This is a genomic window from Pedobacter kyonggii (genome assembly GCF_004310665.1).
Lineage (GTDB): Bacteria > Bacteroidota > Bacteroidia > Sphingobacteriales > Sphingobacteriaceae > Pedobacter > Pedobacter kyonggii.
Genome location: NZ_SIXF01000002.1, coordinates 155,494 through 170,020, shown reverse-complemented (window position 1 = coordinate 170,020; position 14,527 = coordinate 155,494). Strand labels below are relative to the sequence as shown.

The 14,527-nt window shown below is 43.5% G+C and carries 6 protein-coding genes; all 6 read right to left on the bottom strand.

What is annotated here, in order from left to right; genetic code table 11:
• Window positions 1–12: 12 nt before the first annotated feature.
• The 6 genes from EYS08_RS03295 to EYS08_RS03270 all read right to left on the bottom strand — a co-directional run bounded on the left by EYS08_RS03295 (window position 13) and on the right by EYS08_RS03270 (window position 14,456).
• Window positions 13–3,213: a SusC/RagA family TonB-linked outer membrane protein gene (locus EYS08_RS03295; RefSeq protein WP_131028428.1), complete on the bottom strand. Its 3,201-nt coding sequence runs from the start codon at window positions 3,211–3,213 to the stop codon at window positions 13–15.
• Between the two features lie 865 nt (window positions 3,214–4,078).
• Entirely contained in the window at window positions 4,079–6,355 is a 2,277-nt protein-coding gene (katG, locus tag EYS08_RS03290; protein ID WP_131028427.1) for a catalase/peroxidase HPI, read from the bottom strand.
• A 256-nt stretch (window positions 6,356–6,611) separates the two neighbouring features.
• Window positions 6,612–8,000: a serine/threonine protein kinase gene (locus tag EYS08_RS03285; protein WP_131028426.1), complete on the bottom strand. Its 1,389-nt coding sequence runs from the start codon at window positions 7,998–8,000 to the stop codon at window positions 6,612–6,614.
• On the bottom strand, window positions 7,993–8,793 hold the full coding sequence (locus EYS08_RS03280) for an FHA domain-containing protein (RefSeq protein WP_244215843.1): 801 nt from the start codon (window positions 8,791–8,793) through the stop codon (window positions 7,993–7,995). The genes EYS08_RS03285 and EYS08_RS03280 overlap by 8 nt, the downstream gene beginning before the upstream one ends.
• 127 nt (window positions 8,794–8,920) lie before the next feature.
• Window positions 8,921–13,024 (bottom strand): FtsW/RodA/SpoVE family cell cycle protein, encoded by a 4,104-nt coding sequence (locus EYS08_RS03275; protein WP_131028425.1) that lies wholly within the window; start codon window positions 13,022–13,024, stop codon window positions 8,921–8,923.
• Window positions 13,011–14,456, bottom strand: a complete 1,446-nt coding sequence (locus EYS08_RS03270) for a PP2C family protein-serine/threonine phosphatase (protein WP_131028424.1) — start codon at window positions 14,454–14,456, stop codon at window positions 13,011–13,013. The genes EYS08_RS03275 and EYS08_RS03270 overlap by 14 nt, the downstream gene beginning before the upstream one ends.
• Between the last annotated feature and the right edge of the window lie 71 nt (window positions 14,457–14,527).

The following is a 14,527-nucleotide window of genomic DNA, read 5'->3' as shown; positions in this document are numbered from 1 at the left end:
TATAGTTAATGTTTATAATCCAATGTTTAAACCTACCATGAAAGTAGTTGGCTTTGGATAATCAAAAAATGTTTGACCTTGGGCAAATGCATTTCCATAGGTAGTTACCTCAGGGTCGTTACCTGTATACTTGGTTGCCAGGAAGAAATTTTGAACCGATGCATAAACACGGAGTTTGCTTAAGCGTAATTTTTCGACAAGTGTCTTATCAAAAGTATAACCCAATAAAAGGTTTTTTCCACGGATGAAAGAACCGTCTTCTAACCAATGGGTATCCACATTGGTTACATATCCGGCAGATTGATCTCTGATTGCAGCAATTGGTGTATTTTGATTTTGAGGAGTCCAGGCATTTAATACACTGGCAAAACTATTGGCCTGTACCTGTCTGTCTTCACCCGAGTGATGGGTCATATTCAACACATCATTACCGTAAGAGTATTGAAGTTCTACAATCAGCTCTAAGTTTTTATAGCGGAATGAATTACCAAACGATCCCCAGCCTTTCGGTGTTCCGTTACCGATAATCTGGCGGTCGGCATCTGTAATGGCACGATCGCCGTTTACATCCAAATATTTAATATCGCCCGGAAGCAAAGTTTTACCACCCCGGTAACTGACATATTTAGCAGCCTCTGCCCTTTCGGCCTCGCTCCAGGTCCCTAAACGTACAAGCCCCCAGAATGAGCCCACAGGCTCACCTACCCTGATAATACCCGTTTGATTGGTGAAATTTGGGTTACCCACCCCAAAAATATCATCAGGAGTGGCCAAAGAGAGTACTTTGTTACGGTTAAGGGAGATATTGAAGCTGGTTTTCCAGGTAAAATTGTCTGTTTGTACGTTTACCGTATTAATTCCTAAATCTAAGCCTTTGTTCTGCATCGACCCAATATTTTTTCTGATCACCGCGTATCCTGTAGTACGTGGAACCGGGGCATCCAATAACATATCGGTTGTTTTTCTGTAATAAAGATCAGCTTCTAAATTAATGCGGTTGTTAAACAGGCCCAATTCTAAACCGGCATCAACCTGTGCTGTTTTTTCCCAAACCAGGTCCGGATTCGCCAACCTGCCGATACCAATACCTGTTACCCTACTATCGTTAATAATGGCAGCGTTATTAACCAATGTGGCGAGCGACTGATAGGCAGGAAGTTCTGAGTTACCACTTAAACCATAACTGGCTCTTAGTTTTAAGTTAGAAATGGTTTTGTTTCCTTTGAGAAAATCTTCATCTGAAGCTTTCCAGGCCAATGCCGCTGAAGGGAAAAAGGCAAATTTATGGTTCTCTCCGAATTTGGATGACCCATCTACCCTACCTGTAAAAGTAACCAGGTATTTATCTTTAAAGGCATAGTTCAATCTTCCAAAATAAGAGTTAAAAGCCGATCTGTTCCGGCTAGAGCCCACCGTAATCGATTTACTTCCAGAGCCCATGTTATTGTTTCCGTAAAAATCGGTTACAAAGTTCTCGGCATGGCTGGTATTGCTAAAGAAACTGGTAGCCTGCCAGGAGATACCCAATAATGCATTAATGGCATGCGACTCTGCAAAACGTTTGTTATAGGTTAAATAGTTTTCCAATGACCAGAAGGTTTCGCGATCATCGGTTACATTCGCCGTTCCATTCTGTCCATCAGAGATACCGTATAATTGCTTGGCATTATATTCGTTAATGTTACGGCTCACAATATTGGCGCCTAACTGGGTACGGAATTCTAAATCTTTGCTAAAGCTAATGGTAGAATAAATACTCCCCAAAGCAGTTTGGGTAACCATTCCATATTTTTGATCGGTTAAGATGTGCACCGGATTGGAGCCTCCTTCTGCCCATGGAATCAGTTTATTATCACCCCACTTGCCATCTGCCAGTTTAATTGGTAGAAAAGGAAATGCTTCTGTAATCATACGGACTGAATTTAAGCCGCCTGTTCCCTGATCAACAATGTTTTCATTCTGGTTATTGTAGCTCAAATTACCACCTACCTTTAACCATGGTTTAATTTTACTATCGAAATTAAACCTGCCTGAATATCGTTTTAAATAAGAGTTTAGTAAAAGTCCCTGGTCATCGCGATAGCCTGCAAAAACACCGTAAGTGCTATTTTCGTTTCCACCTGTAAAACCCAGCTGGTGATTTTGCGAAAGTTTGTTCTGTGTAGATTCTTTCAGCCAATCGGTATTATATAATGGATTTCCACTGCTATCGAAAAATTGAGGCAAGGCAATTCTGGCGGCTTTGGGCACAGGTGTGGATGCGTAACTTCCTGCTGCCCAACCTACGGGGTCGTAAACTTTAATATTCTCATAAGCCAGATCCTGCACTTTAACATACTCAAAGGCATCGAGCATTTTAACATGGTGTGCCGCCAATGTATTTATACCAAAATCTGCATCATAGGTAATGCGTTGGGCATTTGCTGTTCCTTTTTTCGTGGTGATTAAAATTACTCCATTTGCACCTCTTGCACCGTATATCGCTGTTGAAGATGCATCCTTTAACACCTCTACCGAAGCGATATCGCTTGGATTAATGTAATCGATAGCGTTACTGTTCTGTGTTTGCGAGCCCACTGGCAAAGCCACACCATCTACCACATAAAGCGGATTGTTACTCGTGTTGATTGAACTAAATCCGCGGATTTTGATATTCGTCTGTCCGCCGGGTCTACCCGAGTTGGTGTTTACCTGTACGCCAGAAATACGGCCAGCCAGTGCTTGGTTTAGGGATGAAGAAGGACGTTCCTGAAGTTCGCTTGCTTTAACCACACCAACAGAACCCGTAAGGTCTGTTTTTTTTACCGACCCATAACCAATTACCACTACTTCATCTAACTTATTCGCTTCGGCAGGCATCATTTTAACACTAATATTCGCTTCGTTCCCTACTGTTATATCTTTGTTTTGATAACCCATATAGGAAAAACGGATTACATCGTTTGTGTTGGCCTCAATGCTGAACTTACCAGCTTCATCGGTTACAGCCGTTTTACCTGAAGAAATGTTTTTGATACCAACACCTGGAATAGGCATGTTTTTTTCGTCTGATACGGTTCCTGTAATTACTTTTCGGTTTTGGATATGCACTAAGGGCATATTTGGCACGGAAAACCCCTCGGATTTTTCAGTAACCGGATTCATCGAAAAAGCAGGGCTATTGAGCAAAAAAAGCGCAGAAAGCCCTGAAATCTTTAGTAGATTGATTTTCATCGGTTTTAGGTTTAGTAAATGGTTAGTTAATAATATATAATTTAAACTGCTGGCTGATAAAACGTTTTATTAATTGTTTTATAAAAAATAATTGACGGTAAATCATCATTTTTAATCAGAAGGCTTTGCGTTAAAAGCAATTGTGTGATGGGAGATCGTATTTTTAAACGGGTTAAAAACTACACACAAATAAACTACACAGACATATACTGCACCACAAGGAGCAAATATTCTTAAGCTCATCATCATATTTGGTTATTGATAAATCGATTTATCAATTCAATATTAAATATTTTATCACAAAATCAAGAATATTATTTTGATAATTAAAATCACGCTGTTGTATGAATTCGATTATAGTATGATTACTTTTACAGGGGCTAAAATTTTTGAGTAAATATCCTAGGTAAATCAAAAAATGGCTCGATCTAAAATCATTATACCTCACCTACTTAAGTGTATTTTTAAGAATTTGATAAAAAAATTAAGTTTTTTTCAAGAGAAAGCACATCAGGTTTCTTATAAGTATTATTGATCAGCATTGCCTATCACCAATGTGTGTTTGGGTTATTGTCGTATATAAATGAGAAAGCCTCATATTGCTATGAGGCTAATTATTTTGTTTTATTCGCATCCACCAATAAAACTAAACCAAACAAACTAATGAAATTAAAAGACAAATAAGTTTGAGAATTGTTTTAATAAATAAAATCTTTTAATATTTTTTTATTGGGTTATAAGGAATAAAAATAGATGCTGCAAAAAAAAAGCGATTGAGATCTGTGTCAGACCATGATAAAAAACGATAATACAAAAAGGCACCAAAAAAATTTCGGTGCCTTTTAATGTTGCGCTGTATTTCTGATTAATTTAAATCAAAACGGTCTAAATTCATTACTTTATTCCAGGTGGCCACAAAGTCGTTCACGAATTTGCCTTGTCCATCCGAGCTTGCATACACCTCTGCTATTGCTCTTAATTCTGCATTAGAACCAAATACAAGATCTGCACGGGTTGCGGTCCATTTTGGCTGACCAGTTGAACGGCTGCTTCCGATATAGAGTTCTTTATCTTCTGCAACAGCTTTCCATGCGGTTTCCATATCCAGTAGGTTTACAAAAAAGTCGTTAGTTAACTGGCCGGGTTTTTCGGTTAAGACACCATTTTTCGAACCATCAAAATTCGTGTCCAGCGCACGCAAACCACCTACCAACACCGTTAGTTCAGGTGCTGTCAAAGTTAGCAACTGTGCTTTATCAATCAGGAATTCTTCTGTAGGAACAGGAGATTTTGAATTACGGTAGTTACGGAAACCATCAGCAACTGGCTCTAAATAACCAAAAGATTCTACATCGGTTTGCTCTTGCGAAGCATCCATTCGGCCTGGAGTAAAAGGCACTGTAACTGAATGGCCCGCGGCAGCAGCAGCTTTTTCTACCGCAGCAGCACCCGCCAATACAATTAAATCGGCTAAGGAAACATTCTTATCATCAATTTGTGCTGCATTAAATTCATTTTGAATACCTGCCAATACGCCCAATACTTTTTGCAATTGTGGAGGATTGTTAACCGCCCAATCTTTTTGAGGAGCCAAACGTATCCGTGCACCATTGGCACCACCACGTTTATCAGAACCGCGGAAAGTAGAAGCCGAAGCCCACGCAGTAGACACTAGTTCGGCCACACTCAATCCTGAAGTCAATACTTTTGCCTTTAATGTTGCGATATCACTTTCGTTAATCAATGCATGGTTAACCGCAGGTATTGGATCTTGCCAAAGCAGTTCTTCCTGTGGTACATCTGGCCCTAAATAACGTGCCAAAGGCCCCATATCGCGATGGGTTAATTTAAACCACGCCCGGGCAAATGCATCAGCAAACTGATCTGGATTTTCTAAGAAACGTCTTGATATTTTTTCATAAGCCGGATCGAACCTTAAAGAAAGATCGGTGGTAAGCATCGTTGGCAGATGTTTTTTCGAACCGTCAAATGCATCAGGAATAATGGCGGCTGCATTTATAGCTTTCCATTGATGTGCGCCGGCAGGGCTTTTGGTCAACTCCCATTCAAATCCAAACAGGTTTTCAAAGAAGTTATTGCTCCATTGTGTTGGTGTGGTGGTCCAGATTACTTCTAATCCACTCGTAATCGCATCAGCACCTTTGCCGGAAGCATAACTGTTGTTCCATCCTAAACCCTGGCTTTCTATACCAGCAGCTTCGGGCTCTTTACCTACATGATCTGCTGAAGCAGCACCATGGGTTTTGCCAAAAGTATGTCCACCAGCAATTAATGCTACTGTTTCTTCATCATCCATTGCCATACGGCCAAAAGTATCGCGGATATCTTTAGCAGCAAGAATTGGATCCGGGTTTCCATCCGGGCCTTCAGGGTTTACATATATTAATCCCATCTGCACTGCTGCAAGTGGTTTTTCTAAATTACGGGAGTGTACGTCGCCATCGGCATCATCATCTGTAACCACTACACCATGTGCTTTATCTGCACCATCAGAGCCGTGTCCGTAACGGAGATCGCCACCCAACCAGGTGGTTTCCGAACCCCAATATACCGATTCGTCAGCTTCCCAAACATCCTCGCGACCGCCGGCAAAACCAAAGGTTTTAAAGCCCATCGATTCTAAGGCAATATTACCGGTTAAGATCATTAAATCTGCCCACGAAATCTTGCGCCCATATTTTTGTTTAATCGGCCAAAGTAATCTGCGGGCTTTATCAAGACTCACATTATCCGGCCAGCTGTTCAGCGGTGCAAAACGTTGTAATCCGGCACCGGCACCACCACGCCCATCGCCCACCCTGTAGGTTCCGGCACTGTGCCATGCCATACGGATAAATAAACCTCCATAGTGACCAAAATCTGCCGGCCACCAATCTTGCGAATCGGTCATCAGTGCATGAAGGTCTGCTTTTAATGCTGCTAAGTCTAAACTTTTAAAAGCTTCGGCATAACTAAATTCACCATCCATTGGGTTAGATAAGTTAGAATGCTGGCGTAAAATACCCAACTTTAACTGCTTTGGCCACCAGTCGCCATTTCTGGTACCGCCACCACCTACATTACTTTTCATGCTGCCATTATGAAACGGGCACTTGCTAATATCGTTCGATTCTTTTTCCATATATTTTTTGTTAGTATAATCTAATTCCTTATTAAAGCTTAACCAGATTATTATAAATTTAGAGAATTGAAAGAACTAATCACAATCATTTAATTCTATAATGGAATAGTTAGAATCTATTACTATGCTATATCAGCAATTTAGGAGGATGCCAGGGCTTAGATCATTAAAATTTAACCTTATGTTAATTCTTCCTTAAAATAAAAAGGCCCCATTAAGTATTTAAATTTCGGAAGATATAATGTAACTGGCTTTCTCAGAATATACCCAGAAATTTCTTCTTCTTTTTACCGTTCTGTTTCCTGGCTTTTTCGGTTGCTTTTACTTGTTGGGCCCATTGCATTTTTGCTTTCCGGATGCTGTCTTCCCTCGCTGTTTGCAGCGCTTGTCTGTATTGCTGATTTGCGATTTCAAATGGTGACCGGTATGGGGTTGTCGGCAAGGCCGTAATATTATTGTTTTCTGTCTTAGCTAAGCTGTAAACTACAAAGGCGACAACTAAAGTACAGGCGGCAGCGTAGCCTAAAAAAGCCTTTCTTGGCGCATGGATATAATTTCCCTGGTGATATTCACCAGTCGAACCATTGTATTTTATTCCAGCCTTGAAAGCAAGGGGTTTTAATGCTGCCAGCTCTTTTTCAAGCTTTTCGTTCTTTTGCTGTGCCTCACCATATAAGGCGGCATAATGTAAGGTCTCATTGGGTATAGTATTTTCTCTGTGCCTGATGTCTTGTGGTACCGACAATATTCCCGCAGTAACTGCCTTCTGCAGTTCCATTCCATTGGCATACCGTTCATCTGGATTTTTTTGAAGGCATCGCCCGATCAGCTCGATCAACCAGTGGGGCACCTGCATTTCCGCATGCAGAATATCGTCCGGAAAGGTATTTTCCAGATTGCTCTTACGCAGTAACATGGCATCGGGGATTTCCTTTTCGAGATGTGATATCATGACCGTATTGCGGGCGGTATCACCTCCCTCTTCGAGTGGAAAAGGAACCTGGCCGGCCAGGAGTTCATACAGGATGACACCGTAACTATAAATGTCTGTTTGTAGCAGCATTTTCCCCTCATGCTGTTCCGGAGCCATAAATTCTACTGCCCCGGCATGGCGAATGCTTGTTCTGCGCTGCTCTTCACTCATAATGGCCAGGCCAAAATCCAATAGCACGTAATTGGCGGTCAGCGTATTGTACTTCACATTATTGCTTTTAACATCGCCATGTTTGACCCCAAACTGATGACAGTGTTCAAGTGCTGCAGCCAGTTGTTCAGCGACTTTCAGCAGTTCTTTTATGGTGAAAACTTTTTGATGCGGAGGCAATAGCAGTTCGCTGAGTTCGGGCCCTTCGATGTATTCCATTTCTATATAAGGAAAAGATCCGCTATCGGTAATCCCCGAACTGAGTATCTTCACCACATTTGGGCTGGGATGGGCGTTTACCTGCTGCAGTTTATTCACTTCATTGAGAAAATTCCGGTAGTTTTTATCGCTTTCATCTTCCACGTAAATTGGTGTAGGAATAAGTTTGATGGCAGAATAAACAGGCCCCATGCGCATCCCCTTGTAAACAGATCCCTGCCCACCGGTTTTTAAGGCACCGAGGTTTTGTAGCCCTTCTGCAATTGTAAAAATTTTACTCATGATGCTGCGCCTTAAAGCTAAACTCCAATACGACCGATTCGCCTAAGATAATCTGATCTCCCTCGGCTAATTCCTGCCCGATCTGCGTAGCATGGAGTTTTACCGTCTTTTCGGTAAGCGCTGAACGCAGTTTGACCTTATTGCGGGGCGGTATCCCACCTTCATCTGCGAAGATTACAAATTTGGCTATGCTGGTATCCCATTCGATATGCGCATGCTGCCGGCTGATGTACTTATTTCGTTCATCATCACTTTCCGATGGAAATGCAATGTGGTTGGTGCGGAAATAACCTTCATCAGACTGTGCCTTTTCATCTCTGCCGATATTGTATTTCCCACCCGCAGAAGTTATTTCGTAGCTTGGCTGTAAAGTCTTGCCGCTAAGTGCTTTCAGGTAGGCTTTAGCCTGTTGCTTAACAAAATGGGTTTTGGTTTTGACCAACAGTGCTATCGGCAGATTTTGCATTTCAACCGCGTCGTCGGGAATAGCTTCGTCGAAAGCAACTGTGAGTGACCAGCCTGAGGGCAGATCCAGGGAATAGTCATCACTGATGCGTTGTATCTCGTTTTTTAATTGGTCGGGATCCTCGGTAAACACGGCAGCTTCATACACATGGCGCGCTGCGGGGCTGCAGTGTATAAAAATACCCAAGCCTTTGATATTTGCGCCTTCTCCGCCCTCCGCTTTTTGTAACTCCTGTTTTACAAACTGTAGTAATGCGTGCCTGATTCCCTTCACATCATCGGGATGTTCCCCACTTGCGCTTTTGAAGAGGTCGAATATCATTTTCATCTGTATGTTTTGTTAGTGCTTGCTACTGTGTTATTAAAATATCGAATTAAACATCTGCTCTGTTCTCAATTGTAGTGAAGCTATACAAATTATTGAATGATGGTTTGAGTTAAAATGTTTCATCTTTTCAATTAAATTCCGGTATAGCTGCCTTGTCATCAGTTTTGGCCGAAGGAACAATGCTTTTAATATAGCCACCCGCTTTTAAGAACGGGATTACATGTCTGCCAGCCAATCGTACAGCGTCCGATGATCCTTTGGTAGCCTCAATGCGTATACAAACTACAATATGACCATTGCCAGTTGCAGTCGGTGCAAAAAACACATACCAGCCATCATTGATCTGCTGTTTTTTCCAGATCCGCTCCGGCGTACCGGTTTTACCTGCAACGGCCAGTCCAAGCGTTTGCACTTTTGGACTGCTCTGTTTAATCATGTACTCCTGCATCAGTTTGGCGTATACCGGATTGTTTACCAATTTCGTACCAGTTTTTATCGACTGTGGCTGATCGCTTACTTTAAGTACAAACCTGTTTGCAATCATATTTCCATTATTTGCAATCCCCGCAGCCATTCTTGCCACTGCCGCTGGGGTTGCAATGAGTGCGCCCTGGCCCCAAGACATCCCGGAAATTCCCTTTGCCCTGGTCCTTCGGATATTGTTGGGATCATACTTTGGTTTGGTGTTGAATTCGGTCCTGCGCCAAAGCTGTTTCCATTTTTCTTCCTGTGCTCCGTTTTCGCTGGGCTTATTGTAATAATACCCTCCTGCCCCATGTAAGAACATGCCTGTTTTTAAGTACAGCTCGCCCATGTTTTCCTGCAGCTGCTCCTGGTTTGCAAGTTTGATGAAATAGACGTTGTTGGATTTCACCACCGCCCGTTCCAGATCAATCCATCCCGTTTCATCCGGCTCGATACCTTTTGTACGGATACGTTCCCAGGAGGCCACCTGGTATTTTTTTTCGGCAGCAGCCATGCCCAATTTATTGAAGGATGCCATGGCGGTAATCAGCTTAGCGGTTGAGCCTGGCTGTGTGAAATTGGTAAAGCCAAGGTCAGCGGTCGTTGTCCACCCCGAAAGCTGGTTCTGTTCTGCATTGGTCATGGTTAACCGTTCCCAATCATGTATGGGTGGCAGTGGATATACGGCTGAAGTAAGGACATCGCCAGAACTTGCTTCCATGATCACTACAGAAACCCGGTTATCCGATAATGAAGTGTCACGGGCAATAGACTTTTGAATCTTGGTCTGCAGGCCGGCATCCAGGGTTAACTGTACATCGCGGTTTTTATTTTTAAAATCTTCCACCTTTTTGCTGCTGATTCCGGCAAGGAGTAACGGAGAAAGTGCGGCGTAATCTTTTTTCACAACCGTCATTTCCTTAACTCCCCGTGCCAGGAAACGGTTTTCGCTGTATCTCTTTGCAAGGACGGTAAAGCTCTTTAGAGGCAGTTTAAAGCCGCGGAGTTCGGCCGCGTGTTCATAATCGGCAAAATAGCCATTAACACTTCCGTTAAATATTCCTGAATTTGCATCGCCTGTCCAAAAAAACAGTTGTTCTTCGAAAGGATAATACCGGTCTAAACGTTGATGTACCGCAGAATCGAGATTGTAATTCGGGATACCCGCACCGATGAGCTTAAAATGTTGCGCCTTCACACTGTCGACGTTGCTGGTTGCCATTAAAATCCCCTTGCGGTCGTGTATGGTTCCGGCTTTTAAACGGCTCATCAATATTGCGACCCGGGGATTGTAACTGAACATTCTCGCGCCGCTACGGTCGGCTACCAAGGCTGGCTGTACTACCCATTTCCGGTTGTTTAGCACATAGCCCGCTACATTAACGCCCAATAGCATGATGCCCAAACAGGCAGCAATCAAGGCCGGAACCAGGTTTTTGTCCTGCGCTTTGGCAATGTACTGCATCTGTACTTCGCTGCCTCGGACAGCAGATACCGAAATCAAAAATCCGGCGGCTAAAAAATTGAGTACAAGTGATGATCCCCCATAACTTTGAAAGGGCAGGGATACCCCAGATAGCGGTAGCGCACCGGTAGAACCACCTGCTATGAGCAGGAACTGTACAAAGGTGGATACGCCGACCCCTGCACTTAAATAAAAGAGAAATGGTGATCCGGTCCTCCTCCCGATAATAATGGATCGATGAAGGTACAACAGGAACAACAGGAAGATGCATAACATGCCCGTTAATCCAAATTCTTCACCTATCGAAGGTAAGATCATATCGGTATGTGCTTCTGGAATGGTTTTAGCAAAGCCCTGCCCCACGCCCTGGCCGGTTGCGCCGCCTGTAGACATGGCCCACAGGCCGTTGGCCACCTGGTCGCCGCCATAAACCTCATTGTTCCAGGCATCCTGCCAGATTGCTTTGCGATCTCCCAGGCGCTGCACAGGCCCAGGGAAGATGCGATCCAGATATGGAATCTGATCAATCGTTAAAAAAGCCGACATGATCACCAGCACCATGATGGCAGATTCACTGAGCTGCCTGCGCCCGAAAAACATTAGCAGACCGACCAAAAGCAAGGTAATTCCAGTGGATATCCATATGTTTTCAAAAATCCATGAGGCCAATACGTACAACACGATAGCGCCTGCCATGAACATAAAATCGCCCCGGGAGAATGAAAATAGTATAATAAAGGTGAAACAAACCACCATCGCCGGACCAAGGTCTCCCAATATCAGAAATAACATGAGGGTCAACAGTATCGCCAATAGGGCAAAGGAGAAAAATGACCATCTTTTTTTCCAGCTCATATATTCACTGATCAGTTTCTCGTTTACGGCAAAAAATCCTGCAAGAAAAAAAATGATCAGATACTTTACCACCTCACTGGGCTGAAATCCGAACAGGTTTACCTTTACACCACTTCCTTCTGGCCCGGTTCCGAATAAGATAGTGAGTGCCAGCAATCCAATAGCGGCCAGGGCCCAGGGCCAGCCGTTTGCGGCTGATCGGATGTTCTTAAATAAAAGTAGGCGGTAAAGCCAGGTATCGGTATTGAAACGGCGCAGTTTAATGCACAGTATCAATAAGATGCCTCCGAAACCCATTAGCAGGTATAAAAGGGAATCTTTAGCTAAAAAACGGTCGCGCAGCGGATCCTGCAAACTCAGCAGCATCAGGAATGAGATGCCTGTGAGCATCATCACTACGGGCAATATAACCTGATCGGTAGTGCTGAATTTCCATGACAGGATGAAGTGGACAAGTAAAAATCCACCGATCAGGCTTCCGCAGATGATCATAAACCACTTGTTGAATTCCTCAGGTGTTCTGATGATCAGTGATTTTTCCTTTTTGAGGATATTGAAATCCCTGGTAGAGAAAAGCTTTATCGTATGTGGACGCTGTTCAAATGCGAAGGCGGTATTTTCATCAAGGTTTTGTACGCCCTTTGAGGCGCCAAACTGAAAACCTGGTTTTAAAGGTAATATTTTGAATGCCTGGTTGCCGGGCAACTTGGCAAAAGTGAATTCCCCTGCAGTACCGGTACGGGCATAGGCGGTGAGCTGAAGTAATTTCCGTTTACCGGCAGTATCCAAAGTATAAACCTTTGTAATGCCATTTGATTTTTCAGTTATATTTTTGATGGTTTCTGTCGGCTCATCATTGTAAATACTGTCCTGCGGCAAAATCATTTCCAAACGGACTAAAACACCAGGCGCAGCTTTTTTATTCGCTACGATTTTCCCGCTGATATCATGCTCGCCCATGCCGATATTTACCTGGGAGGGGTATGGGCGGGGATTACTTTGCTCCTGGTCGAATCTAAGCGAATCATCACCGGTATAACCAAGCAATGCCCGGGATGCCAACACCCTTGCTTTAAATGATTTCCCCCCTGTTTTATAGGCCTCATCTGCAGGTAAAAAGTACCTGCGTTTGTTCACTTCGCCAATGTTGTCGAGTTGCCCGGCATTTGGCGTTGCAGATGCAATGGTTTTTTCTATCAGATCAATGTCCCGCTGATCTTCAAAATAGTAACCTTTTTTAAGTAGGTTATGGATATGTTCGGCAGGTTTTTCCGCATTCAGGTTAACCATCGTGCCGGCGTTTAAGCGTGGAGCAACTTCTGCAAATCTAGGCTGAATGATCGCGTATAACTGATAAAAAAAGAGTGCGAGAACGGTTGCGGTGGCTAATATGAAGATCCTTTCCTGAGCCCGGCTCACTTTGACAGTTCCTTTATTCTGCTCCATTTTTTGAATCTGCGGTTTTAGGGGTGTTACCTTTTAGTGGATCAATCTTCATTAGTGCTGCATTTACCGGTTTCCGGTCAGGGAAATGGATGCTATTCTGTACCGGGATTAAACAATTGGTGAAGGTGACATTTTTGAGTAACAGTGCCTGGTCTGAAATGGCGATAGCGGTAGCGAAACCTTTAAACTGCAGGCTGTCAAGCTTCAATAGCCTGGATTGAGCGCGCATCGTTATGGCTGCACCTTTGTATCCGCTATCCGCTTGCAGCACAATGCCCTTTGCGATAACATACAGGGTATCTTTCCGCAGACTTAACGTATCGCTGATCAGGACCGGACTTTTAAAAATCGAGTCTGATAGTACCAGCGTGTCCCACAGGGCATGGTCAAATGCATCTTGTAGTAACTGCTCCTGGCTGTTTCTCACTTTTTGTTTTGGTGATGGATTAAGGGTAGAGACCGTATCTGTAGTGTGCGGGTTCTGCAAATACAAAAATACGGTAGTGCCGAGAAGGATGAGGCATAAAATAACCAGCGCAGTGAACCAATAATTTCTTTTGGGCGTTGCATGAATTGCCGGTGCTGGACTTTCAGGCGTCGGTATCGCCTCATTATTTTCTGCTCCTGCGGCTGCCTGGGGCTGTTGTGTAAAGTCTGGCCTGGTTGGCATTACCTTTTGAGGCGCTTTGTTATTCTGCAGCAGCACAACGGTAATGTTGTCACGGCCTCCATTTTCATTGGCAAGCGCGATGAGATTGCCTGCTTTTTTAGCAAGTGTATCCCCTTGGAGAAGCAGGGTGGTGATATCCTGCCTGTTTACCATATCGGTCAACCCATCACTGCATAATAAGAGAAGATCGCCCGGCAGGAAAGGAGATTGACCGGTTTCAATATAGCTCTCATCGGCAGCAATCTGATCGCTGAAACCGATTGCCTTATTAATTTCATTGCGTTTTGGATGCTGCATAGCAGCAGCCTCGTCCAATCTTCCCGAATCTTCCAGAAAACCTACAAATGAATGGTCTTTAGAGATTTTGATCAGCGATCCGTCCCGTAGCAGGTATAATCGGGTATCACCAACGTGCGCATAATAAAATTGATTGTGCTCAATATCCGCAATTACCATAGTGGCCACACAGGCCATTTCAGAAAGGTCTGTTTCTGTTTGCTTTTTGGCAATGATCACTTCATTTGTATTCCTGAACGCCATGATCATCTGCGAGATTGGATCGGCTGGACGATCTGAGAATTGCATCGAAATCTGTTCCGTAGCAATACCCGCCGCTACTTCGCCGCCGTGATAGCCACCTACGCCATCTATTACAGCTGCCAAAATCAACTGATCGCTGGTAAGAGGCTTAACAATAAAGCTGTCCTCGTTGTTGTCTCTGGATTTGCCGGTGTCTGTGAGGCCAAAAAAGTGTTTATCCATTTTTATTACGGGAATTTTTAATGTCTTTAAAATGAACGATCATCAGCGCAACGACCAGTGATAACAATAAA